Origin of the sequence: Hyunsoonleella jejuensis (assembly GCF_900111025.1) — a bacterium.
GTDB lineage: Bacteria > Bacteroidota > Bacteroidia > Flavobacteriales > Flavobacteriaceae > Jejuia > Jejuia jejuensis.
Genome location: NZ_FOFN01000005.1, coordinates 76,386 through 102,473, shown reverse-complemented (window position 1 = coordinate 102,473; position 26,088 = coordinate 76,386). Strand labels below are relative to the sequence as shown.

21 protein-coding genes and 1 tRNA gene are annotated in these 26,088 nt (G+C 35.4%); 14 read left to right on the top strand and 8 right to left on the bottom strand.

Going from position 1 to position 26,088, the window contains the following annotated elements; all coding sequences use genetic code 11:
• Positions 1-47 precede the first annotated feature (47 nt).
• Positions 48-1,319: a sigma 54-interacting transcriptional regulator gene (locus BMY39_RS14360; protein WP_092580912.1), complete on the bottom strand. Its 1,272-nt coding sequence runs from the start codon at positions 1,317-1,319 to the stop codon at positions 48-50.
• A gap of 2 nt (positions 1,320-1,321) precedes the next feature.
• Positions 1,322-2,770, bottom strand: a complete 1,449-nt coding sequence (miaB, locus tag BMY39_RS14355; RefSeq protein ID WP_092580910.1) for a tRNA (N6-isopentenyl adenosine(37)-C2)-methylthiotransferase MiaB — start codon at positions 2,768-2,770, stop codon at positions 1,322-1,324.
• 191 nt (positions 2,771-2,961) lie between these two features.
• Here miaB and BMY39_RS14350 point away from each other — a divergent pair, with 191 nt between their 5' ends.
• The 10 genes from BMY39_RS14350 (at position 2,962) to BMY39_RS14305 (ending at position 14,962) form a co-directional block, all read left to right on the top strand.
• Positions 2,962-3,660: a lipocalin-like domain-containing protein gene (locus BMY39_RS14350; RefSeq protein WP_092580908.1), complete on the top strand. Its 699-nt coding sequence runs from the start codon at positions 2,962-2,964 to the stop codon at positions 3,658-3,660.
• A gap of 1 nt (position 3,661) precedes the next feature.
• A complete protein-coding gene (locus BMY39_RS14345; protein ID WP_092580906.1) occupies positions 3,662-4,099 on the top strand; it encodes a hypothetical protein in 438 nt (145 codons plus the stop codon).
• 243 nt (positions 4,100-4,342) lie between these two features.
• Entirely contained in the window at positions 4,343-5,131 is a 789-nt protein-coding gene (locus BMY39_RS14340; protein ID WP_092580904.1) for a DUF4013 domain-containing protein, read from the top strand.
• 139 nt (positions 5,132-5,270) lie between these two features.
• On the top strand, positions 5,271-7,775 hold the full coding sequence (gene topA, locus BMY39_RS14335; protein WP_092580902.1) for a type I DNA topoisomerase: 2,505 nt from the start codon (positions 5,271-5,273) through the stop codon (positions 7,773-7,775).
• A 92-nt stretch (positions 7,776-7,867) separates the two neighbouring features.
• Positions 7,868-9,034: a formimidoylglutamase gene (locus tag BMY39_RS14330; RefSeq protein WP_092580900.1), complete on the top strand. Its 1,167-nt coding sequence runs from the start codon at positions 7,868-7,870 to the stop codon at positions 9,032-9,034.
• Positions 9,035-9,197: 163 nt separating this feature from the next.
• Positions 9,198-10,562 carry a T9SS ring complex lipoprotein PorK/GldK gene (gene porK / locus BMY39_RS14325; RefSeq protein WP_177176617.1) on the top strand — a complete coding sequence of 455 codons (1,365 nt, stop codon included), beginning with the start codon at positions 9,198-9,200 and terminating at the stop codon, positions 10,560-10,562.
• An 82-nt stretch (positions 10,563-10,644) separates the two neighbouring features.
• Positions 10,645-11,277 carry a type IX secretion system motor protein PorL/GldL gene (gene porL / locus BMY39_RS14320; protein WP_092580898.1) on the top strand — a complete coding sequence of 211 codons (633 nt, stop codon included), beginning with the start codon at positions 10,645-10,647 and terminating at the stop codon, positions 11,275-11,277.
• A gap of 42 nt (positions 11,278-11,319) precedes the next feature.
• Positions 11,320-12,882 carry a type IX secretion system motor protein PorM/GldM gene (porM, locus tag BMY39_RS14315; RefSeq protein ID WP_092580896.1) on the top strand — a complete coding sequence of 521 codons (1,563 nt, stop codon included), beginning with the start codon at positions 11,320-11,322 and terminating at the stop codon, positions 12,880-12,882.
• A gap of 51 nt (positions 12,883-12,933) precedes the next feature.
• Positions 12,934-13,824: a type IX secretion system ring subunit PorN/GldN gene (gene porN / locus BMY39_RS14310; protein ID WP_092581023.1), complete on the top strand. Its 891-nt coding sequence runs from the start codon at positions 12,934-12,936 to the stop codon at positions 13,822-13,824.
• 97 nt (positions 13,825-13,921) lie between these two features.
• Positions 13,922-14,962 carry an NAD(P)/FAD-dependent oxidoreductase gene (locus BMY39_RS14305; RefSeq protein ID WP_092580894.1) on the top strand — a complete coding sequence of 347 codons (1,041 nt, stop codon included), beginning with the start codon at positions 13,922-13,924 and terminating at the stop codon, positions 14,960-14,962.
• Here the strand turns inward: BMY39_RS14305 and BMY39_RS14300 are convergent.
• A complete protein-coding gene (locus BMY39_RS14300; protein WP_092580892.1) occupies positions 14,959-15,354 on the bottom strand; it encodes a DUF983 domain-containing protein in 396 nt (131 codons plus the stop codon). The genes BMY39_RS14305 and BMY39_RS14300 overlap by 4 nt on opposite strands.
• 85 nt (positions 15,355-15,439) lie before the next feature.
• On the opposite strand from BMY39_RS14300, the gene BMY39_RS14295 reads away from it, so the two are divergent.
• From BMY39_RS14295 to BMY39_RS14280, 4 genes are all read left to right on the top strand, one after another.
• Positions 15,440-17,353, top strand: coding sequence for an ABC-F family ATP-binding cassette domain-containing protein (locus BMY39_RS14295; RefSeq protein ID WP_092580890.1), 1,914 nt, complete (start codon positions 15,440-15,442; stop codon positions 17,351-17,353).
• A 98-nt stretch (positions 17,354-17,451) separates the two neighbouring features.
• Positions 17,452-18,276 carry a Two component regulator three Y domain protein gene (locus BMY39_RS14290; RefSeq protein WP_092580888.1) on the top strand — a complete coding sequence of 275 codons (825 nt, stop codon included), beginning with the start codon at positions 17,452-17,454 and terminating at the stop codon, positions 18,274-18,276.
• Positions 18,277-18,353: 77 nt separating this feature from the next.
• Positions 18,354-18,536, top strand: a complete 183-nt coding sequence (locus BMY39_RS14285) for a CPXCG motif-containing cysteine-rich protein (protein ID WP_092580886.1) — start codon at positions 18,354-18,356, stop codon at positions 18,534-18,536.
• A gap of 119 nt (positions 18,537-18,655) precedes the next feature.
• A tRNA-Met gene (locus BMY39_RS14280) sits at positions 18,656-18,728 on the top strand.
• Between the two features lie 286 nt (positions 18,729-19,014).
• Here BMY39_RS14280 and BMY39_RS14275 read toward each other — a convergent pair.
• The 5 genes from BMY39_RS14275 to BMY39_RS14255 are packed head-to-tail and all read right to left on the bottom strand — an operon-like array spanning position 19,015 to position 26,080.
• Positions 19,015-19,839, bottom strand: a complete 825-nt coding sequence (locus tag BMY39_RS14275; protein WP_092580884.1) for a T9SS type A sorting domain-containing protein — start codon at positions 19,837-19,839, stop codon at positions 19,015-19,017.
• Between the two features lie 22 nt (positions 19,840-19,861).
• A complete protein-coding gene (locus BMY39_RS14270; RefSeq protein ID WP_449404343.1) occupies positions 19,862-21,301 on the bottom strand; it encodes a glycoside hydrolase family 30 protein in 1,440 nt (479 codons plus the stop codon).
• A gap of 58 nt (positions 21,302-21,359) precedes the next feature.
• Entirely contained in the window at positions 21,360-22,820 is a 1,461-nt protein-coding gene (locus tag BMY39_RS14265; protein WP_092580880.1) for a glycoside hydrolase family 30 protein, read from the bottom strand.
• A 32-nt stretch (positions 22,821-22,852) separates the two neighbouring features.
• Complete coding sequence (locus tag BMY39_RS14260) at positions 22,853-24,604, bottom strand: SusE domain-containing protein (RefSeq protein WP_092580878.1); 1,752 nt, start codon at positions 24,602-24,604, stop codon at positions 22,853-22,855.
• Positions 24,605-24,616: 12 nt separating this feature from the next.
• A complete protein-coding gene (locus BMY39_RS14255; protein WP_092580876.1) occupies positions 24,617-26,080 on the bottom strand; it encodes a RagB/SusD family nutrient uptake outer membrane protein in 1,464 nt (487 codons plus the stop codon).
• Between the last annotated feature and the right edge of the window lie 8 nt (positions 26,081-26,088).

The following is a 26,088-nucleotide window of genomic DNA, read 5'->3' as shown; positions in this document are numbered from 1 at the left end:
AATTTTTAACGAGCAATTCTTGTTTATGTTGCGAACTGGAAAATGATTTAAAGATCGTATTGTTTTATTTTCCTGTAAAGTGTACGTTCGCTAATACCTAATTCGGCAGCAGCTAATTTACGCTTTCCATTGTGGCGTTCTAATGATTTTTTTATCAATTCCAACTCTTTATCCTGTAAAGATAAGGTTTCTTCTTCTTCAATTTCTTCAGCAAAGTGATATTTGTCGCTTGCATTGGATTCGTTCACACGCTCTGGAATAGAGAGTACTTCAGGGTTTTCTACTACGTCTTCTTCTTCAAACGAAAAGTCTTCTTCTACGGCATCATTATCACCGTAAATTTTTTGAATGAGGTGCTCGTTTTCTTTTTCAACATCTTTAGTGTTACCGCTTTTCATGAGCTCCATGGTGAGTTTTTTCAAATCGTTCAAATCACTTTTCATATCAAAAAGTACTTTGTACAAGATTTCGCGCTCACTGCTAAAATCGCTATCGCTTTTAGAGGATTTTACAACTGCAGGTAAATTGGTTATGCCTGATGTTGGTAAATATTGTTGAAGTGTTGAAGCACTAACGGTGCGATTTTGCTCCAAAACCGAAATTTGTTCTGCTACATTTCGCAGTTGCCTAATGTTTCCGCTCCAACGGTGTTTTAAAAGTAATTGCACTGCGTTATCGGTAAGTTTTACCGTTGGCATTTTATATTTCAAAGCAAAATCGCTGGCAAATTTTCTAAATAATAAATGGATATCGTCCTGACGCTCGCGAAGCGGTGGTAAATGAATATCAACCGTACTTAGGCGATAATACAAATCTTCACGAAACTTCTCTTTTTCTATAGCTTCAAACATATTAACGTTTGTAGCTGCTACTATGCGAACATTGGTTTTCTGTACTTTACTGGATCCTACTTTTATAAACTCGCCGTTTTCCAATACACGTAATAAGCGTACTTGTGTGGTTAATGGCAATTCTCCAACTTCATCCAAAAAAATAGTTCCGCCATCAGCCACTTCAAAATAACCACTACGTGTTGAGGTTGCTCCAGTAAAGGAGCCCTTTTCGTGTCCAAAAAGTTCACTATCTATCGTGCCCTCAGGAATGGCACCACAATTTACGGCAATGTATTTGTTGTGTTTTCTATGTGATAATGCGTGGATTATTTTTGGAATACTTTCTTTGCCAACACCACTTTCGCCAGTAACCAAAACCGAAATATCGGTTGGTGCCACACGAATGGCTTTTTCCAAAGCACGGTTTAGAGATGGCGTGTTACCTATGATGCCAAAACGTTGTTTTATAGCTTGAACTGATTCCATAATTAGTTGTTATCTGAATATCCTACTGCTTCACCAAGCAACGTTGCACTGGTACAATCCGTAATCTTTACGTTTACAAAGTCGCCAACTTTATAATCTCCTTTTGGGAAAACCACTACTGTGTTTTGAGTGTTTCTACCAGACCAATGTGCATCAGAACGTTTCGAAGGTTTTTCAATCAATACTTCCTCAACCTTGCCAACGTGTGCCTGTGTGCGTAATAAACTGTGCTTTTGCTGTAATGCGATAATTTCGTTGAGGCGACGCTTCTTTGTTTCTTCAGGAATGTCATCTTCCATTTTACGTTCGGCGAGTGTGCCCGGGCGCTCAGAATAAGCGAACATAAAACCAAAATCGTATTTTACATATGCCATCAAACTCAAAGTATCCTGATGATCTTCTTCGGTTTCGGTTGGGAAACCAGCAATCATATCTTGACTTATGGCACAATCTGGTATTAAACGTTTAATGTTGTCAATCAGCTCAAAATATTCTTCACGTGTATGCAAACGGTTCATTGCTTTCAGAATACGATTGCTACCGCTTTGTACTGGTAAATGAATGTAATTACATATGTTTTTATGTTTAGCCATAGTTTCAATAACATCCAATGTAAAATCTTGTGGATTGGATGTTGAAAAGCGAAAACGCATCTTAGGTTGTGCCTTTGCACACATATCTAAAAGCATTGCAAAATTAACTGCCGTTGCTTTTTGCAGTTCACTGGCTTTATCAAAATCTTTTTTTAAGCCGCCACCGTACCATAAATAACTATCTACATTTTGCCCTAAAAGCGTAACTTCTTTATAACCTTTGTTCCAAAGATCGTTAACCTCTTCAATTATACTTTGTGGGTCTCTACTGCGTTCGCGTCCGCGCGTAAAAGGAACAACACAAAACGTACACATATTATCACAACCGCGAGTAATAGATACAAAAGCTGTAACACCGTTTGTGTTTAAACGAACAGGCGCAATATCACCATAGGTTTCTTCTTTTGAAAGAATAACGTTTATGGCATCTCTACCATCTTCAACTTCAGCTAAAAGATTTGGTAAATCTTTGTAAGCGTCTGGACCAACAACCAAATCTACAATCTTTTCCTCTTCAAGAAATTTGCTTTTTAAGCGTTCTGCCATACAGCCTAAAACACCCACTTTCATATTAGGGTTTTGAGCTTGTTTTACAGCATTATATTTTTCCAATCGTTTTCTAACGGTTTGTTCTGCCTTGTCGCGAATAGAGCACGTATTTACCAAAACCAAATCGGCTTCTTCTAAGTTTTGTGTGGTGTTGTAGCCTTGTTCATTCAAAATTGAAGCAACAATTTCACTATCGCTAAAATTCATTTGGCAACCGTAACTTTCAATAAAAAGTTTACGCGTATTACCTTCTTTTTTATCGAGAACTAAGGACTGTCCTTGTTTATTTTCGTCTATAATCTTTTCCATATTTTCCAAAGACCATTAATGGGGTCAATTTTCATGCCTGCTTGCTGTTGGGCAGGTGCAAAGATACAATTAAATTGGGTTTTATGACAAAGTGTCATATATATTTTTTCCAAGACTATTAGCGTTTTCACGCAACCATTTGTGTAATTTTGTATCTAATCATTGTACTTCAATCAAATTTCTTCAAGCCAATGAAAAAAATAGTTTTTGCAATTGCTATTGTGTGTTGTTTTGTAAATATGCGATGTGAGCCTAATGATGAGGTACTTAGGGATTCTGATAATTTGTTGATAGGACATTGGGCAGAGCCTGAGTACAACGACCAAAATATAACGCTGAAACGGGTGAACAAACTCCCCGAAAACGGTTATGGCGTTTCTTTTAAGGCAAAAAATGAATTTACTGAACGCTCTTCAGGCTTTTGCGGAACACCTCCTTTAGTGTTTTCTGATTATAATGGAAAATGGCAACTGTCTGAAGGTATTATAGATATTACCCAAGAACATTTTCCAAATCAATATGCGTGGCGTATTGTATCCTTAAACGAGAATGAATTGGTGCTTACCAAAGAATTCACAGAACAGGAAAAGGACTATCGAGCACTTATGGATTTATTTGATGATGCACTTGAGATGCTTAAAAACATCCCTTGCGAAAACTCAGAAGATTGGGCATATACGGCTTACGGCTCTAAGGCTTGCGGAGGTCCGCAGTGGTATATAGCCTATCCTAAAAGTATAGATGTTGAAGCATTTTTGGAGAAAATTGAAATCTACACCAAGGCAGAGCAGGATTATAATATAAAGTGGAGTGTATTCTCTACTTGCGACATTGTGAATCCGCCAAAGGGAATAGTTTGCGAAAACGGATTTCCTACTTTAATATTTTAGCATGAAAAGAATTGGGTTTTTAATAGTGGTAACATTTTGTTTTTTAAGCACGCAATGTGATGAAGACGAAATAGGTGTGGGTTTTGATAATGCCTGTGACGATGTTGTGATTGTTGACGACATTGCTTATGGGAATGTGCAATCTGATGCTTTTACGTTCAATGATGTTCAAATTAGCGGGGATTGTTTAAGTATTTCCATTGGTGCTTCAGGTTGTGATGGCGAAACGTGGGGATATGCCTTAATAGATTCTGGAGCTGTTGCAGAATCCTCACCAGAACAACGTTTTTTAAAGTTTGAATTTAAAAATAATGAAGATTGTGCAGCTGCCATTGGGCGTACAGTTTCTTTTAGTCTAGAGCCTTTACAAATAAACGGAAGCGATACAGTTATTTTAAATCTTGATAATTGGCAAACCCCAATTACCTATTCATATTAACTAACTATTTTCGAAAGGAATCACATCCTTTAGAAAATAATTTGATAATATTGGGTATAATAGAATACACCAATATAAATATCTCGGAAACAACGTTGCGCTAGTATGCGCATATGCTTTAAACTAAACTCAAACTAACGTTGTTGGAAAAATCTGCTTTCGGGCAGATTTTTTTTTGAAATTAGTTTGGTACAATAAAAATATTATACTTTTAGCATTCAAAATTAATCAAACCATAAAACAATGAACACTATCGAAGCTATTTCTAAAAGGATAGAAAATGCCAAAGATTTAGATTTTGGCACCATTTTTAGCGAAACTATAGAACTATTTAAAAAAACTTGGTTACAAGGTTTTTTATTGCATCTTTTTTCTTTAGTCGTAATGCTGCCACTAATTATTATATTTTATGTGCCTTTTATCGGTATGGTCATTGCGCAACAAGAGAGCGGATATGCCAACCCAAATGCGTTCGATGAGTTTTTCGCTGGGATGTCTATAATCTACGTATTGTTATTAGTGGTAGGTGTATTGTTACTTGCAACTATAGCCTATGCACTAACTGCAGCTTACATTAGAATGATAAAAAAGTTGGATCATGGAGAGAGCGTAACAACTTCAGAATTTTTCTATTTCCTTAAAGCGAAATATCTTCAAAAGATTTTTATTATAATGCTAATCTCTATTGTAATAGTGATTCCTTCTGCTTTATTGTGCTATATACCACTCCTTTATGTGTTGGTGCCAATGTCCTTTTTTTATATGTTTTTTGCATTTAATCCAGATATGGGTATAGGTGATATTATAAAATTAAGTTTTAAGCTGGGTAATAAAAAATGGCTCATAACTTTTGGATTATTAGTGGTAATATATCTAATTGTACTTGTGCTTACTTTGGTTACATGCGGTATTGGGCAGTTGTTTGTTCAAGCCCTATTATTTCACCCTTCATACTTAATTTATAAGCATGTTGTGGGTTTCAATGAAAAAAGTGAAATAGAGCAGATAGGCGCAGGAGAAGAAAGTATCTAAACAAAAAATAAAATTAAAATTAAAGCTTGCTTTTGATCATTAAAGGCAAGCTTTTTTGTTGAAATGATAAACAGTTAATTAGTGAAATTATGCAGATAAACTTTTTTTCATATACATTTGTAGCTTCAAAAAATGATGTATGGCGAAGAATTTAGTAATAGTTGAGTCACCAGCCAAGGCTAAAACTATAGAGAAATTTTTAGGAAAAGATTTTAAGGTAGAATCCAGTTTTGGGCACATTGCCGACCTTCCTTCTAAGGAGTTAGGTGTTGATGTAGAAGGCGATTTCAAACCTAAATATCAGGTTTCAAAAGATAAAAGAGAAGTCGTTAAAAAACTTAAGGAACTTGCTAAAAAAGCCGAGATCGTTTGGTTGGCGAGTGATGAGGACCGAGAGGGAGAAGCTATTGCGTGGCATTTAGCAGAAACCTTAAAGTTGGATAAAGCCAAAACTAAACGTATTGTTTTTCATGAGATAACAAAAGCTGCGATACAAAAAGCAATTGAAAACCCAAGAGGTATAGATTATGATTTGGTGGATGCGCAACAAGCACGACGTGTTTTAGATAGAATTGTTGGTTACGAACTCTCACCAGTACTTTGGCGGAAAGTAAAGGGCGGTTTATCTGCAGGTAGGGTACAATCGGTTTCCGTGCGACTAATTGTCGAGAAAGAACGAGAAATCCAAGAGTTTACACCAGAAGCATCTTTTAGAATAGATGCAGAATTTTCAAATGAAGATGGGCAAACATTTAAAGCCAAACTTCCGAAGAATTTCAAAACGAAAGAGGAAGCTTATAAATTCTTAGAAAAAAATACGTCAGCTGATTTTAAGGTTGCAGATCTTCAAAAGAAACCGGCTAAAAAATCACCAGCAGCACCATTTACAACATCTACATTGCAGCAGGAGGCCTCAAGAAAATTATATTTCTCGGTTAGCAAAACTATGACGATGGCGCAACGCCTTTACGAAGCTGGATTGATTACGTACATGAGAACAGATAGTGTGAATCTGTCTGATGAAGCAAGACAAGGCGCTCAAAAGGAAATTGAAAATGCTTTTGGCAATAATTATAGTAACCCAAGAAATTATAAGGGTAAATCTAAAGGTGCGCAAGAAGCCCACGAAGCTATTCGTCCTACAGATTTCTCAAGGCATTCGGTAGACATCGATAGGGACCAAGCGCGTTTATATGATTTAATTTGGAAACGTGCCATAGCCTCCCAGATGAGCGATGCGCAATTGGAACGTACTAATGTGAAAATTGAAGCCTCTACGCATAATGAAACATTTTCTGCGAATGGAGAGGTTATTAAGTTTGATGGGTTTTTAAAAGTTTATCTAGAAGGTACCGATGATGAAGATGTTGAGCAAGAAGGTATGTTACCGGCACTAAAAGTAAACGAAACGTTATTAAATAGTTTTATTTCTGCTACTGAGCGTTACACGCGCCCGCCAGCAAGATATACTGAAGCATCCTTGGTTAAGAAGTTAGAAGAATTAGGAATTGGGCGTCCATCAACCTATGCACCAACCATTTCAACGATTCAAAATAGAAATTATGTTGAAAAGGGCACTGTAGAAGGTGTGGAGCGCGAATATTCGCAATTACAACTTCAATACGGAAAGGTTACCGATAAAACACTTACTGAAAAAGTAGGCTCTGATAAAGGGAAATTAGTACCAACGGATATTGGTATGATTGTTACCGACTTTTTGGTAAATCATTTTGAAGCTATTTTAGATTACAATTTTACAGCCAAAGTTGAAGAAGACTTCGATGAAATTGCTGAAGGCAAAGAGGATTGGAAAGAAATGATGCAGTCCTTTTATAAAAAATTTCATCCTGTTGTTGAAGATGTTAAAGAAAATGCGGATAGGGAATCTGGAGAACGTGTATTAGGTACAGATCCTAAAACAGGGCGCCAAGTAAGCGTGCGTTTAGGGAAATTCGGGCCAATGGTTCAAATTGGTACTGTTGATGATGAAGAAAAACCATTGTTTGCCAGTTTGAGTCCAGACCAGCAATTGAATACCATCACTTTTGAAGAGGCCATGGACCTGTTTCAATTGCCAAAAACTCTTGGTACTTACGAAGGTGAGGAAGTACAAGTAAATAATGGTCGTTTTGGACCGTATGTAAAATTTGGAAAGTCGTTTGTAAGCTTGCCAAAAGGTCAAGATCCACTACGTGTAGAATTAGATGACGCTATTTTTTTAATAAAAGAAAAACAAAAAGCAGACGCACCTATATACATGTACAAAGATTTGCCTGTACAAAAAGGTAAAGGACGTTTTGGGCCATTTATTAAATGGGACAATATGTTTATTAATGTAAATAAAAAGTACGATTGGGATAACTTGTCCGATGAAGATATTGTAGAATTGATTGAAGATAAGATTCAAAAGGAAAAAGATAAACTAATCCACCATTGGGAAGACGAAGGTATACGTGTAGAAAAGGCAAGATGGGGAAGGCATAATGTGATAAAAGGAAAGACCAAAGTAGAACTCCCAAAGACAGTTGATGTAACAGATATGACTTTAGAAGAAGCTAAAGCACATATTGAGGCTAAAGCACCAAAAAAGAAAACTACAAAAAAGCGTGCTACCAAAAAGAAGGCCGCTGCTAAAAAAAAGTAAACTAAACAAGGGTGTGTTTTTACATACCCTTTTTTGTTATATTGTGGTTTTGTAAAAAACGAAGTAATTGATAAACAATATAACCTATTATAATGAATTTTAATTTTCTCTCCCCCGTATCAGATCATGTTTTAGCGCATAATGAGTTACTATCGATGCAAGCCTTGGGAAGAAAGCTTCGCGTACATTCCTCGCAACATGGAATGCCAGAGTTGCAAGATGTTCAAATTGCGCTTTTAGGTGTAATAGAAAATAGAAATGACGTTGATTATATTGGGGAAAGCTTTCGGTTAGATAATATTCGAAAATCACTCTATGCCCTGTTTTCTGGAAGTTGGAATACCGCAATAGCCGATTTAGGAGATATCAATGCAGGAGAAAGTGTTGAAGATACCTACTTTGCACTTAAGGAAACCATTGAAATCTTGGTAAAAAAAAATATTATCCCTGTTCTATTAGGAGGAAGTCAAGATTTAACCTATGCTAACTATCGCGCTTACGATGCATTAATGCCCATGGTGAATTTGGTAAATGTAGATTGTAAGTTCGATTTAGGCGATTCTGCAAAACCAATAAAGAACAATAGTTATGTTGGTAAAATTATTTTAGACGAACCTTATAACTTATTTAATTATTCTAATATTGGGTACCAAACCTATTTCAATTCACAGGAAGAAATAGATTTAATGCAGCGCTTGTATTTTGAGTCGTATCGTTTAGGTGAAGTTAATAAGGATATTACTATCGTTGAACCTGTGTTAAGGGACGCTAATATTGTAAGTATAGATTTAAAGGCGGTAAAAGGGGCAGAGGTAAGTTTAAAGCAAAAGTTTTCACCAAACGGATTGGACGGTGCCGCCATATGTGCTATTTCGAGATATGCAGGTATAAGTAATAAGGTAAGTTCTTTTGGTATTTATGAATACAAACCATCTCCAGACGATGAAATTTCATCCATGCTAGTTGCACAAATTATATGGTACTTTATAGAAGGGGTTAACTGCAGGGTTAGGGACGATGATTTCTCCGATGAAAAAAGCTATCAAAAATTCTACACTATGGTAGAATCTCACGAGTTGGTATTCTACAAGAGTAATAAAACAGGACGATGGTGGGTAGAGATACCTTTTTTGGCTGAAGTAAATAATAAATTAAAAAGACATACGTTATTACCATGCACGCATCAAGATTACTTAGACGCTTGCAACGATATTGTGCCAAACCGCTGGTTTAAAGCATTTCAGAAGAATTCTGTGTAATAGACAAAGTATGGTCAAAAGGTAAATTTCATCGGTGAAATGCCAAATTTTTACGATGAAATGTTATTTTTTTAGATAAAAAGTTGTTTTTTCGGAAATATATAAATATGTTTACGCTCTCAAAATTGAAGCTATAATGATTAACCTCGAGTTTTCTATGAATATGAAGAAGTTTATTTTATTAACCGCAGTATTAACTTTACTGGCTAGTTGTGGCTCTAAAGATAGAGGAGAGCTGGTAGGAGTTGAAGGAAAAAAATGGCACCCAGAAAAGCCTTACGGTATGGAGCTTGTTCCTGGAGGAGCATTTATAATGGGTAAGGCCGATGATGATCTTGCTGGGGTAAATGATGCTCCTGGAAAGACGGTTACGGTGAGAGCCTTTTATATGGATGCAACCGAAATTACAAATAGAGAATACCGTCAATTTGTACATTGGGTAAGAGACTCTATTCTTAGAATGGAATTGGCCAAACTTGCGGACGATGTAGGTTTAACCCAGGCAGACGAGGGAACTATCGGTGAATACGCATTTAAGGATGCAGACCCTGAAAACATGTCGGTTTATGAAAAGTATATGTATGAAAACTATACAGGATTAGGTCCAACTGGATATGAAGGTAGAAAAATAAATAAGGATGTAGAGCTGATTTTTGATACCGAAGAATACCTGGATGAGTACTATGCTGAGGTTATGGATACTATGTATTTGCCTTTGGAGGAGTCTTACAACGGACAACGTACTTGGGATGTAAAGAAATTTAAGTTTCAATATAGTTACATGGATATCCAAGAGGCTGCAAGAAACAGAGGTGTAAAAAGAAGTAAAGTAATTAAAAAGGAAGAAGTTGAAGTGTACCCAGATACAACCGTATGGATTAGGGACTTTCAATATTCATATAATGAGCCAATGCACAACGATTATTTCTGGCATGAAGCTTATGGCGAATATCCTGTGGTTGGGGTAACTTGGAAACAAGCTAAGGCATTTTGTGAGTGGAGAACCATAAATAAAAATACATATCAAAAAAGTAAAAAAGGTGCTGCTTTAGTAAATAGATTCAGATTACCATCTGAAGCTGAGTGGGAATATGCTGCAAGAGGTGGTTTACAAGCTGCAACCTATCCTTGGGGAGGGCCATACACTAAGAGTGATAGAGGATGTTTTATGGCAAACTTTAAACCAGTGCGTGGAGATTATGCAGCAGACCAAGCATTATATACTGTTGAAGCAAAATCTTATGAGCCAAATGATTATAATTTATATAACATGGCTGGTAATGTTGCTGAATGGGTAAATGCATCATACGACCCTGCGTCTTATGAGTACTCATCAACAATAAACCCAAGTGTAAACGATCCTGATAATACACGAAAAGTGATTAGAGGAGGCTCTTGGAAAGATGTAGCATACTTTTTACAAGTAAGCTCAAGAGATTACGAATATGCAGATTCTGCAAGAAGTTATATAGGTTTCAGAACCGTTCAAGATTACATGGGGACAAACGTAACTAAGAACGGAAAATAACACGTATTAATCAAATCAGTATTAACTATTAATTTAACCTACTTAAGTAGTTTGTCTACTTAAAATTAAAAAACCAAAAATTATGGCACAGTCAAAAGCAAGTAAAAGATTCATGAATATGGCCTACGGATTAGGGGCATCAATTGTAATCATCGGCGCATTATTTAAAATTACACACTTCGAAATCGGATTTTTAACCGGTAACGTTATGTTAACCATAGGTCTTGTAACAGAAGCAATTATTTTCGCGTTATCAGCATTCGAACCTGTAGATGAAGATTTAGATTGGTCTTTAGTATATCCTGAATTAGCAGGAGGAAGTGCTTCTGAAAAAGAGCAAAACCCTAAAGGCGTATTATCTCAAAAATTAGACGAATTACTTAAAGAAGCTAAGATAGATGGAGAATTAATGGCGAGCTTAGGCGAAAGTATTAAAAACTTCGAAGGTGCAGCTAAAGGTATTTCACCTACTGTAGATTCTATTCAAGCTACACAAAAGTATGGTGAGGAGCTATCATTGGCAGCGGCCCAAATGGAATCTTTAAATAGCCTATACAAAGTACAATTAGAGAGCATTAATAAGCAAGCTTCTATCAATGAAGAGTCTGTTGAAAATGCAGCTAAATTAAAAGAACAAATGGAGTCTTTGGCTTCAAACTTATCGTCACTTAATGGCGTATATGGTGGTATGCTAACTGCAATGAACAAGAAATAATTAGGGGTTACCCAAATTTAATAACCAAAAACCTAATTACACATGGCAGGAGGAAATTTATCACCAAGACAGAAAATGATAAACTTGATGTATTTAATATTTATCGCGATGTTAGCGTTAAATATGTCGAAAGAAGTTTTATCAGCGTTCGGATTAATGAACGAGAAGCTTACAGAGTCTAATGAGGCTACTGAAGCACGAAATGCAAGTTTTGTAGCAAGTTTAGAACAAAAAGCTGCAGATCAACCAGAAAAATATAAACCTTTAAAGGCAAAAGCTGAGAAAATTGATAAGTTGGCACACGATTTTGATACCTATCTTGCTGACCTTAAAGGTAAAATGACCGCCAAGATTGAAGATCCTACAGATTATGAAATCATGGATAAAGGTGATTATCTGGACAATAACTTTTTTAAAGGCGACAAACTAAAGCCAGAAGGCGAAGAGTTTCTGAATCAAATAACTACTTTTAGAGAAGGTGTTATTCAGGTATTAGAAGGGGAAAAAGGAATGGAGCCTATTATTAAAGAGGTTGAAGAAAAGTTCAGTACCGAAAAAGAAGTGAATAGAGATGGTATTAAAGTAGATTGGTTAGATTATCACTACAAAGGCTTTCCTTTAGTGGCGTCTTTAACAAAAATGACGCAATTACAATCAGATATTAAAACTACTGAATCTGAAATTTTAGCTAGAATGTTAGAAGGTGAGTTGTCTAGTCAGGTTTCTATGACCAACTATACAACACTCATGGAAACTTCAAAATCAGCTTATTTTAATGGTGAGCAATTCGATGGAGAGATTGTATTAGGTCGTAAAGATGCCTCTACAAAACCGAAAAGAGTTGAATTAACTCTTGATGGAAGAAAACTTTCTGAAAATCAGTATGCTATCGAAGATGGTAAGGTGAAATTGAAAGTGGGAACTGGTGGTGTTGGAGAGCACAAAATCGAAGGTAAACTAATCTTTGGTGAAGGTGGAGAGGAGATTGAAGTTCCTGTTAGCTCTTCGTTCGCAACTGTAGCTAAACCAAATGCAGCTACGATTTCAGCTGATAAAATGAATGTGGTATATCGTGGTGTTAAAAATCCGATGACTATTTCATTTGCCGGTATTCCTGATAATAAAGTTGTAGCTAGTGCTCAAGGCTTAAATAGAGCTGGAGGTAGTAAATATGTAATGGATGCTACAAACATTAAGGGTAGAGAAGTAACAATTAATGTAACTGGTACACTGCCTGATGGAGGAAAAGTTAGTGATAATGCTAAATTCAGAATCAAGGATTTACCAAAACCAACAGGAACTGTAAGAGGTGAAGATGGTGCTATTAAAATGCAACGTCAAAGCTTAGAGAAGTCTACTATTGGTGCTATGTTTGATGATTTTGATTTTGAATTACCATTACGAGTTAGCGGCTTTAAATTTAAAGTTCCAGGACAACCTACTATTGAAGTAAGTGGAAACAAATTAAACGACAGGGCTAAAAGTGCTTTACGTAAAGCTAAGCGTGGTTCTGGTGTACAAATATTTGATATAGAAGCGAAAGCAAGTGGTGTAAGTGTGATTCTTAAAAAAGTATCTCCAGTATTTGTTGAGCTTACAAACTAAAATATTAGGCTAACAATTACGTTGGCCTAATAACATAAAATGATGAATAAGATGAATTTAAAAAGTGTTTTATTAACGGTTGTAACGGTTTTTACGGTGTCAAGTATAGTAGCACAAGCCAATATACTTAATGCTAAAAGCCCTGAGGAAATCGGTGTAAGAACGGATGAACAAAAGGCCGTAGATAACGATAAGCCTTTAGAGTATGGCTATGTTGACGATAGAGATATTCTGTTTTCTAAAATGGTTTGGGAAAGAGTAAGTCTTGATGAAAGAGCAAATTTCTCGTTATACTATCCTATTGATACCAATAATATTGGCAGTAACAGAAGGTCGTTATATGATGTTTTGATGAAAAATATCAAAAACGGAAAAATAAAAAACATTTATGATGATTCTTATTTTACTACAAAACGTACGTTGAAGGATATAGAAGCAGCATTATCAAAAATTGATACCACAGAATACGGTATAGAACAACTAAATGCAGGTGAAGAGTTATCAGAGGAATTCATCGATAGACGTGATATTACTGCTGCAGATATTGTAGAGTACCGTGTTAAAGGATTGTGGTATTTTGATAAGCGTCATGCGGAAATGAAATATAGACTTTTAGGAATTGCTCCAGTAGCTCCAGACGTTAATTTCATTGATGACGAAAACCCTGATTTAGTGCCATTATTTTGGGTATTCTTCCCAGATGCTAGAGAGGTGCTACATGAAGCAAAGGCTTTTAATAATGAAAATAGTGCCATACCTCATTCGTTCGATCATTTGTTAAACTCTAGGCGTTTTCAAGGCTATATATACAAGGAAGAAAATGTGCAAGGAGATAGACAGGTTAACGAATATATTACAGACAATGCTTTAATGCAACTTCTAGAATCTGAGCGTATCAAAACAAAAATTAGAGATTTTGAATTAGATATGTGGACATATTAATTCAAATGCAAAAGTAAAATGGAAACGCCTGCTATTAAAGTGGGCGTTTTTTTTATCATTATTGTAAAGACAGGAATCCATTTTTTATATTCGCAATATGCAAGTAGATTATGTAATTGTTGGATTAGGTTTAGCAGGCATAAGCTTTTGTGAACAATTGCGGCATAACAATAAAACGTTTGTGGTGTTTGATGATAGCTCACAAAAATCATCTGTTGTAGCAGGAGGGTTGTACAATCCTGTTGTTTTAAAACGCTTTACGCCGGTTTGGAAAGGTGATGAGCAATTGAGTATGGCCTTGGAGCAATACAAAAATCTAGAGGATCTTTTAAAGATTACTTTAGATTACAAGGTTCCAGTTTACAGAAAGTTTGCGTCGGTTGAAGAGCAGAACAACTGGTTTACAGCTTCAGATAAACCAAAATTAGCTAAGTATCTTTCTAATACTATTATTCCTAATAGAAATAAAGCAATAAATGCTGAATTTGGATTTGGGGAAGTATTACATACAGGCCGTATCGATGTAAATAAGCTTATTAAATCCTATAAAACCTTTTTAGAGTATCATAACGCAATAATCAGGGCATCGTTTGATTATAGCGCTTTAAATATTGAAGCACAATCTTTAACTTATAAAAATATTACTGCTAAGCATGTTGTTTTCTCAGAAGGCTTTGGGGTAACTAAAAATCCATTTTTCAAAAATTTACCGTTGAGCCCTACAAAAGGCGAATTACTCACCATTTATGCACCTGAATTAAAAATTGATTTTGTTTTAAAAGGTCCAGTATTTTTAATTCCGATAGGTAACGACTTGTATATCGTTGGTGCTACGTATGAATTAAATGATTTAACCAACGAAACTACTGAAAAAGGAAAAACCAAACTTTTACAAGGTCTAGAAAGTATTGTTTCTTGTCCGTATAAAATTATTAAACACGTAGCGGGTATTCGCCCAACAGTTAGAGATAGAAGGCCTTTGGTTGGACGTCACGAAGTTCATGACAATATGTATTTACTTAATGGCCTAGGAACGCGAGGTGTTATGATTGGACCTTACGTGGCAAAACAACTTTATGAATTTATTGAACACGATAAAGCACTTGAAAAAGAAATGAGTTTATCTCGGTTAAGCTAGTTCTTACCTTTTTTCTTAGCAAGATTTTCATCATAACTCATAAACATATTTATCCATATATTTCGCGATAGTCTCATAATAATAGGCATAAAGACCACTAGCGTGCCTACTATAGAAATAAAGGTAACCTTTAAATCTGCACCCAATATCAAATTGCTAATAACAAAAGCAGCAACACCAAAAGCAATACCAACGGCATAACTTACGTACATAGCACCATAGAAGAAAGACGGTTCTATTCGATATTTTGTATTACAATGCGAACAGCGTTCATTAACTTTTAATGTTTCAGAAAGTGCATAGGCATTTTTAGTACTATACATCGATTCTTGGTGGCATTTGGGGCAACAGCCCGTTAAAATGCTATAAATTTTTGTTCCTTTTTTAAACATTTAATTTAATGTATTTTTGCTCGCGTAAAACACTGCAAAAGTAATTTTTAAAGTTTAAAAAGACTGTAACCTAAGTCACATTTCTATGCTAAATATTCATAATTTATCAATTTCGTTTCAAGGAGAGTACCTCTTTGAAGATATTACCTTTAAGCTTGGGAATGGCGACCGTGTAGGTTTAATTGGTAAAAATGGGGCAGGAAAATCTACAATGCTCAAAATTTTATCAAAAGAGATTGAGCCAGATTCTGGCCAAATTGCAGCAGACAAAGCGTTAAAAATTGGTTTTTTAAAACAGGACATTGACTTTACTTACGGTAGAACTGTTTTGGAAGAAGCCTACCAAGCTTTTACTGAAATAAAGGCATTGGAAGCTCAAATGGAGGATGTGAATACCCAAATGGCAGAACGTACCGATTACGAAAGTGAGAGCTATCACCAATTAATGATTGATATTAACGATTTGCAGCACCAATATGAAATTATCGGAGGGTATAATTATCAGGGCAATACAGAAAAAATACTACAAGGCTTAGGGTTTAAAAGAGAAGATTTTAACAACCTTACCGATACGTTTTCCGGTGGTTGGCGCATGCGTATAGAGTTGGCAAAACTATTACTTCAAAACAATGATATTTTACTTCTAGATGAGCCTACAAACCATTTAGATATTGAATCTATTATATGGTTAGAAGGGTTTTTAAAAAACTGCTCAGGGGCTGTGGTTATTGTATCTCATGATAAGATGTTTCTTGATAATATTACAAATCGCACTATTGAGATTTCCTTAGGGCGTATTTACGATTATCCAAAACCATATTCAAAATATTTGGTCCTCAGGGAAGAAATTAGGGAGCAGCAGCTAGCATCCCAGAAGAATCAGCAAAAGCAAATAGAGCATACAGAGAAACTTATTGAGAAATTTAGGGCAAAAGCTTCAAAAGCAACAATGGCGCAATCACTCATAAAGAAGCTTGATAAGATTGAACGTATTGAGGTAGAAGAAGATGATAATAGTGTAATGACCCTTAATTTTCCTGTATCAATTACGCCCGGGAAAGTAGTAGTAGAGGCTGAAAATATTTCGAAAAGCTATGGTGATAACCAAGTTTTAAAGGCTCTTGATTTGTTAATTGAGCGCGATAGCAAAACCGCTTTTGTTGGTCAAAACGGACAAGGAAAATCAACATTAGCTAAAATTATTGTTGGAGAAATTAAATATGATGGTCATTTAAAGTTAGGTCATAACGTACAAATAGGTTATTTTGCTCAAAACCAAGCAGAATATCTGGATGGGAACAAAACGGTTTTGGATACCATGATTGATGCTGCCAATGAAACCAATAGAAGCAAAGTTCGGGATATTTTAGGTTCGTTTTTGTTTAGAGGTGATGAGGTTGAAAAATATGTGAAAGTCTTGTCTGGTGGTGAGCGCAACCGATTAGCACTCGCAAAATTAATGTTACAGCCGTTCAACGTGCTTATCATGGATGAGCCAACAAACCACCTCGATATTAAATCAAAAAATGTACTCAAAGAAGCTTTAAAACGTTTTGAAGGCACATTAATATTGGTGTCTCACGATCGTGATTTTTTACAGGGCTTAACCAGTTTGGTATATGAATTTAAGGACCATAAAATAAAAGAGTATTTAGGGGATATCGATTATTATTTGGAGCAGCGCCAAGTAGAAAATCTAAGGGAAGTAGAAAAACGAACCATAGTTGTAGAAGATACACCCAAAGCGCATAAGCAACGTTCCTATGAAGAACAAAAGAAGTTAAAGTCATTGAACAACAAGCTGAGTAATATCGAATCTAAAATAGGTGAGTTAGAAAAAGCTATAAAAGTTATCGATTTAGAGCTGGAAATCAATTATCATGAGGTTACATCTAAACCTGGTTTTTTTGATGATTATCAAAAAAAGAAGGCAGATTTAGAACGACTTATGGAGCAGTGGGAAGAGATACAGATGAAAATTGAGCAGTTGAACGAGTAAAAAATGTTAAAATATTGTGCTTTTTATCGATAAAAATAGTTTTTTATCTAATTAGGACTTATTTTCGTACGTGAAATTAGTCCTAAATCAACCTAAAGATGAAAAACTTAAAGTATACAATTTTAACCCTTTTGTTATCCTTCGCGGCTTTCGCGAATGTTTCCAACACCGAAAAAGAGGCCTTATTAGCATTGTACAATAGCACAAATGGCGCTCAGTGGAACTCCACTTGGGATACATCGGCACCTATAAATACTTGGTACGGTGTAAAATTAGAGAACAATATAGTAGTTGAAATTAATTTACCCTTCAATAATTTACAAGGAGAGTTACCTAACGAAATAGGTAATTTAACAGGTTTAACAAGATTAAACCTTGGTTTCAATGGTATATCGGGTAATGTGCCTGCAAGCTTGAGTAAGTTGCAAAATTTAGAAACTTTAGAATTATTCATGAATAAGTTTGAGGGAGAAATTCCAACGGAATTAGGAAATTTAAAAAAACTAAAGTCCTTAAAACTTTACAGCAATAAATTATCAGGAAATATTCCATTGTCATTAATGCAATTAACAAATCTTGAAGAGCTTTTATTGGGAAGTAATTTCTTAACGGGTAATATTCCTAATGAAATAGGGGCACTATCGAAGTTAAAGAAGTTTAGTGTTATGGATAACAAAATGTATGGTGAGATACCAGTTGAAATGGCCCAATTAATGGAATTAGAAGAATTACTGTTATCCACAAATGAGTTTACCGGAGATGTACCTATTGAATTTGTGAACTTAACCAAACTAAATACTATAATGGTAAGTGATAATAAGTTAAACAGAGAATTTATTAGTGTTTCTGGTAAAAATCCACCATCTCTAATGTTGATGGAAACAGGCAGTGCCACGGCATCTATGGATATTGAAAAAGATTAAAAATAGACAGTATATTTTATAATATAGTTAACATAAAAAAAGATACACAATCGTGTATTTTTTTTTATTTTTAGAATATGTTGGAGCACTATTTTACTTGTCCGTACTGTTGGCAACACATATCTATGTTGTTGGATGATTCGGTAATTTATCAAGAGTATATTGAGGATTGTGAGGTATGCTGTAATCCTATTCAAGTTAAAGTGCGATTCCAAAATTCTGAAATCACAGAGTTTCAAGCGAGTAGCATAGAACAGTAATTTTTTCCGTATAAACACTTGTAAAATCTAAAAAGGATTGTATATTTGCAGTCCGAAATGATTTAGTCGGTGTTATGAACCGAAAGTTAAGAGCTAGGTAAATCATTTTAACATTACATCGCGGGATAGAGCAGTAGGTAGCTCGTCGGGCTCATAACCCGAAGGTCACTGGTTCGAGTCCAGTTCCCGCTACTAGTAAAATTAAGCCTTTCAAGAAATTGAAAGGTTTTTTTATTTCTATAAGAACAACATCAATGTGTTTGTGTCCTAATTCGTAGCATTAGATTTTAGTGAAGCAATCTTAAATTAGCATAGTATTTAAATTAAAAGGAAAAAGGTTGAATTGTATCCTTAATACGATTAAAATAAAATGAAGCAAGCCTACAAAATTAATTGTAGACTTGACTTCAACTAAATTCAACTAAAAAAACTAATGCTATTGAGTAAATTTTAGCAAGAAATTTTGTACAGATTTAATTTAGAAAACTAAAAATTTCTTAACTAATGTATTATTATTGGTATCCTTAACACGAGCGAAATATATTCCAGTATTGGCAGCATCAAATTGAATACTTGTGTGGCGACTGGTAGATTCTTTTCTTGCAATATTACGTCCCGCTAAATCGAATACACTAATTTCAAGTTTGTCATTTGTTTTAGAATGTATTACCAGCCCTTTAGTTTTATTATAAAATATTGATAAGTTATCAGATAAAGCAGAGTAATTAATGCTTAAAGTTCCTAGAGCAAGAATTTGAAATTGTTGATTAGCATTACCTGTATCTACTGGGAATGTGCTTATTTTAGAGCCTGAGTTACCTCCATCAATGTCAAAAGCTTTAATTGGACTATTCACAGATCCAAAATTACAATCGCCATCAAAGGCAATTTGAATCACATAAGTGTTGGTAGCGGCTCCATTGATAATTTTAAATAATGTATACGGACTGGTATTGTTAAAGCTCACTTGTACATCACCAAAATCGCCACACCAACCATCTTTTACCCCTAAAGTAGAATTGTCACCAACGTTAATAATTTTGTAAATATCGTTTCCTTGATGTGTGAAGGTCCATTCTTGAAGGTTATTGTTAGAATCATAGTCTTGCATCCTAGCTCTTCCAATAATAACGTCTTGAGGGTTTCCTGGATTACCTTGTGGAATAGTGTTAACACTCATTACCTCAGAAAGTGATGTATTGTAAATGTTGTAAGTGCCATCGGCAATAATTTGGGCGTTTAAATTTAGAGTGCAAATTAATGTTACAACAGCTAATGCTGTTTTTAGGTAATTTTTTTTCATAATTTAAAATTTAATGGATTAATTAGTATAAGATGGTTTGAATAGCATGAGCGGGAATGTTTAAAAAAGCTTCACTCTCATGCACTATAAGCTTATAATCTATCGGTTTATCATTTTTATTCATGATTACCGTTACCATCTGCCCATCTTCATTTATAAAAGACGTGCTTTCTATTGTACTTCGGCTAGTTGTAGTACTTACTCTTTTAGCATTTGGTTTAATAAATTTTGAAAAGTGACCAATGTAGTAATAGGAAGGTGTGTAAATTAATTCATTGGTTCTTGTATCTGCATGTACCGGTGCAAAACACAAGTTTTGAACGTGGTTAGGGCCGCCTGTTTCATCTAAAAGAATGTTCCAATCGGTCCACCCAACCGTACCACTATTAAAATCGTTAATCATAGAGTTACCATAACGTTCTGCGTTGGACCATCTGAAGTAGTGTTCTTCACTAAATTTCTCCTGGCACCCCTCAGTAAACAATAAATTTTTAGTGGGGAAGGATTCTTTAATGTTCTTTAAATTATCATATTTAGGGTCACCGCCAGTCCAGGTTTCATACCAATGAAAACCAATACCCCAAGCATATTTTGCAGCTTCTTCATCTTCGAAAATGGTATTTGCACGGTGAGAAATTAAATCTCTGTTATGATCCCAAACTACAATATTCTTGTCGCCAAATCCGGCTTTTTCAAATGTTGGCCCTAGATTATTTTTTAAGAAATCGCGTTCTTCTTCAGCAGTATATATGCAGGATTCCCAACGTTGTTTTGCCATGGGTTCATTTTGAATGGTAACACCCCAAACAGGTATACCTTCGGCTTCATAAGCTTCAATAAACTTCACAAAATAATTTGCCCAAGTTTGATAATATTCTGGCAAGAGTTTACCGCCTTGTAGCATATTTTTATTAGATTTCATAAAAGCGGGAGGGCTCCAAGGGCTAGCATAGAACACCAAATCATCTTTAATTAAGCTAGTAGCTCGTTTTATCATAGGGATTCTAAATACTTTATCTTTTTCAATAGAAAAAGTTTTAAGTTCAGTATCCCCTTCTTCAATGTAGGTATGGCTTTTTGAACTAAAATCGCAACTATGAATACTAGTTCTAATGATGTTATAATTTATACCATTATTACTATAGTAAGCATCTAATAATTCCTCTTGCTTGTCTGGGCTGAGTTTAGCAAATACTTCTGCTGAAGCATCTGTTATAGCACCTCCAATGCCTAAAAACTTTTGAAACGTTTTGTTTGAATTCACAAAAACAGCAATTTCGGTTTCTAAGGGTTGTGATGCCGATTTAAAAGTTAGTTCATCAGATAGGGATAGCTTTAAATCTGTCCCTTCTGCTGTTGTGTAAATTTTTAAAGGTTTACCATTGTAATTAACATTGGTTTCTCCCTTTTTTTCTTCAACATCAACAGGTTTTTCTGCTTTTTTATTGGTACAAGAAGCCATGAGTATGGCTGATAGAACGATTATTCTATAGTTAAAAATCATAATAAATTAGTTTTATTTACCAAACAAAAGTGCCTAATGCTCCTGCTTCTAGTGAAGTAGTTATTGGACTTTCTGCCACTTTAATGTTAAATTCTTTACGTGCACCTGTATTGTTTAATACAATTACTACAACCTTATTATTTGGAGTTCTGAACGCTACGTTAGGCAGCTCATTTGAAAAATTAGATTCAATACGCACAGAACCAGGTCTCACATATTTGGCGGCATGTGCAATAATGTAATAGGCTACGTTTCTCTTAACCGCATTACCATCAATAGTTAAAGCTCCTAAACACTCTGTACAGCCACCATCGGTATGCGGATCTTGATTTGAATCTGCTGCTAAATTCCATTCTAAAACCGTTTTACACCAATTTCTAGACGCGCCTATTATAAGTTCTCTAGCGTGCCATTTCAAATTGTCTTGAAATTGTTCATTAGCACCAACCCACTGTTCGGTAAAGTATAAGTTTTTGTTTGGATGTGCATTGTGTACCAAACTAAGACTATTAATACTTCCAGCATAAAGGTGAAATGCAGAGCCATCAATATATTTATTTGCATCAGGATCGTTTAAAATCGAAATAGGGTAATCTGTTCTATCTGCATTATGGTCGTAAATAACAATTTTAGTGTTTATTCCAGCCAATTCAAATGCTGGTCCTAAGTGGTTTTTTACAAAATCAGCTTGTTCTGAAGCTTGCATAACTAAGCTAGGGTTGTTACCACCATGTAAAGGTTCGTTTTGAACGGTAATGACATCAATAGTAATGCCCTCGGCAGCCATAGCTTGAATGTATTTTACAAAATACTTGGCATAGGCACCGTAATATTCTGGTTTTAAACTACCTCCTTTTGGGGCTTGATTGGTTTTCATCCAAGAAGGAGGCGACCAAGGAGAGCCCATAATTTTGATGTTTGGGTTGATAGCTAGTATTTCTTTTAATACTGGAATTAAATTTTCTTTATCCTTATTAATAGAAAATTTAGTCATATCAACATCTGTTTCACCAGGAGGCAAATCGTTATATGAAAAAGGAGCGACGTCTAAATCTGAAGCGCCAATGCTTATTCTTAAGTAGCTAACACCAATATTGTTATTATCCCATTTAAAAAGTTCGTTTAATAAACTACTTCTGATAGAAGTGGGCAAATTATTTATGTGTAGGGCGCTTCCCCCGGTTAAGGAGTAACCAAACCCATCCATCTCTTGGTAGGTTCGGTTACTATTAACATTTATGGTGAAGCCTGAATTATCATTAAAAGCAGAGACTCCAGTTTCTTGTTTTTTGAATAAAACAGATTGATCTGCTTTTGTAAGATAAAAATCCACATTTACAGTTTCTGGAGTAACGGGTGGTTTAACTTCAGTAACTCCATCATCATTTGATTGACAGCTATGGCAACCAAAAAATGAGTTTATTATAATAAAAACCAAAAAACTTCTTTTAATGATTTTATAAGTTATCTTTTTCATAATTATAATAAAAGTTTTATCAGCTTTAATTTTTATTGTCTAATGTATTCGTAAGTTCCTGCAGAAAAATCAGGCGCTATTTCAATATTAACTTGGTAATTGCCATCATTATCAATGTTTCTAATGTTAGAACCGCCTTTGTTGGTTAGGTTTCCTGAAAGATCAGTTGGTGATTCTGAGCCAAAATCGTTATCCCATGGTGATATAAACTTCATATCGAAATTAGCACTTAAACTTACCGTGGTTGTAAATTTATAAGGATGTTGATAGGTCATTAAAAACTCATTACGATCATCCCACTTTTGGTTGATCTCATCCCAATGGAATAGGAAAATATTGTAGTAATTCCATTGTAATTTTGCGTTTGCAAAATCAATTGTGAATTTATAAGCTTGGTCTCTTTCTACATTTATAGCACCGGTTGCTTCACTTAAATTTGGGCTTTCGCTCACATTAATACCATCTGGTGCATCTGTTGCTCCAATAGCTTCAAAGGCGGTAAAGCTGTCTCCAGAGGCATCTGAAGCTGTATTTAGAGTTATTTGATCTCCACTTTGCAATGCGATGTAGTTATCGGTTCTAAAAACATCTCCATCTTTAGTAAGTTCCCCAACAAGTGTATTGTTGTTAAATAAATACAACGAATTTGGTGTTTCAATAGGCTCTGCAGCGTTCGGATCTTTTTCTATAGTATAGGTGTATGCATTTGCAGAAAGATTTAAAGTAACTAATAAGGTGCCCAATTGTTCAGAAGGGATATCTTCAAAACTCACGCCTTGATTACCTGCATCCGATTCCATAATGAGTGTATTGGTAGTTCCAACAACACGCTTCAACAAATGATCCCAATAACCAGAACCATCTACATCTGCCCTAAATAAAAAGCCACCGGTACTCACCAACTGAATGGAAGCCTGCCAAACACCAGCACCTATATATTCCAAAGGTTCATCGCTTCCCCAGCCACCAATTATGGGGCTGCCTTTCATATTCCAACGTTCAATTTTTAAAAGTGAATAGGTGCTATTGTCTAAGTCTATTTTAACGCGATATTGTCCGTCTTGTGCTACAGAAATAGGCGCTCCAGACTTTTCAATACTACCTTCGGTTGCACCTCCACCATATACTAATGCGGGTAGGGATTGCTCGCTAAAAAATTTAAAAGTACTTCCTGCCTTTAAACTTGTATAAATCTCGTACACGTTTGAAGGCTCACCATTAGAATCGTTCAAACGTCTTAAAGGAATAGCTTCTGATAAATTATTGTTGTTTTCCGTAGCTGTTCCAGACATAAATAACCTATCAGGAATTATTTCATTTTCAAAACGCTTAATAGTGATGTCTTTTACATCACTCGAAGTTTTATTGATGCTGCTGGCAATAACAGCCCAAGTGAGTTCTACATTGGTATTTGCAGGGTATCCTGCGAATGATAGGGCTTCATCGATGGCTTGATACGAGACTGAAGCTGATAGGTCTTTACCGCTATTTGAAGGTGTTAATTCTAAAATAGGTGTATCAAAAGAGGAACTGCCAAGTGTATCAACTACTACTTTGTAGCTTACTATATAGTTGGCCGAGGATGTTGCCGGCTCCCACCCAAAGGTTATAATGTTATTAGGAGTGGTTTCATCTAGTACAATTAAATCATCACTTGGTAATGCAATAGTTGGGTTACTAAGTTCCCAAAGCCCTTCAGGCTGTAAATTATTTTCAGTTTCGCAAGCCAGTACAACTAAGGTTACGGAAACAAGGAACAGCAGTTTTTTCACTAATCTTTTCATAATCAATTTATTTTAAGGTGTTAAAGCTGGATTTCTATCTAATTCCTGTTGAGGAATTGGTAGAAATATTTTAGCTTCTGTCATATTATAGTTTACAGGTGTGTTGGTACGTAAATCGATTTCAACTAAGTTGTTCATGGTTGATACAATTTGTCCGTAGCGCACTAAATCATCCCATCTCTGACCTTCTAGAAAAAGTTCAAGGCGACGCTCCTTTAGTATATTTTGTTTCAATATAGCTTTAGAGCTTTTTTGGGCATCGGTTAGATCTGGTAGTTGTGCTCTGCTTCTAATTCTATTAACTTCAGTGGCGGCTGCTTCTAGCTGATCTAATTCGTTTAAGGCCTCTGCTTTAAGTAGTACAATATCCCCATATCTTATTAAATATGTGTTATCTGCACTTGCAAATCCACTGGCATTTTTCCATTTATAACCAAAAGGGATCGTACTTCCGGCTGCATTTCCCCAATACTCATCAACCCATTGTACTTCCTCAAAAAGTATGGATGCATTTTTTCTAACCACATCTCCCTCGGCATCAAATGCGTTAACAATATCCACCGATGGTGTTACAAATTTTCTCCATGTATCGCCACTAATGGAAGGTGGTAACAATAACTGCGGACCAAAATTACCTTCGTTTCCACCTAAATATTGAACTTCTATTATAGATTCAGCATTGTTAGGGTTATTACCATCAAAAAGTTGACTATAATTAATTAAACTGTAATTCGCAGCGCTATTTTCAACTTCAGTTATATGATCTAAAACAGCATTATAATCAGGATTTGGTTGTTGTGCATAAGCCTTAGCAGCTAGGGCATGAGCGGCACCAGAAGTAGCTCTGGCTTTGGTTATTGAATTATTGCCGTAAGTATCTGGAAGCAATGTAGCTGCCAATTCTAAATCTGCTGTAATTTGAGCATAGATATCTTCAATAGGTGATTTAGGAATATTCACACTTTCCGGTGTAGTTGCCTTTATCGATGCCGTTATTAACGGAACACTTCCCCAAAGTTTTGCTAAAGTAAAGTAATGGTAAGATCTTAAAAATAAAGCCTCACCTCTAATTTGTGCTTTTCTTTCATTGGTTAATTGTGGATCGTTTATTCCATCAACACGCTCTAAAACGACATTCGCTTTAGAAATGGCATTATAAATGTTGGACCAATGTGTAAAAAGTCTTGAATGCGTTGGTGTTATATTTAAGAAATCGATGGCAAAAATTTCCGGATTGTCTCCACCTGCATAGTTATTATCTGCGCGCATGTCTTGGAATAATAAATTATCCCATACATAATATTCTGAAGATTGAAACGATTCGTAAGCTCCAGTAAGTGCCGCCTCAATTTGTGATGCATTATCATAGGCATCTGCACTTGTTTCCTCCGAAATAGGAGTAAGGTCTAAAAAATCTTCGCAGTTTGTAAAAAGAGCGAGACTTAAAGTTATTAATAAAATTTTATTTAGTTTCATAGTTGAAT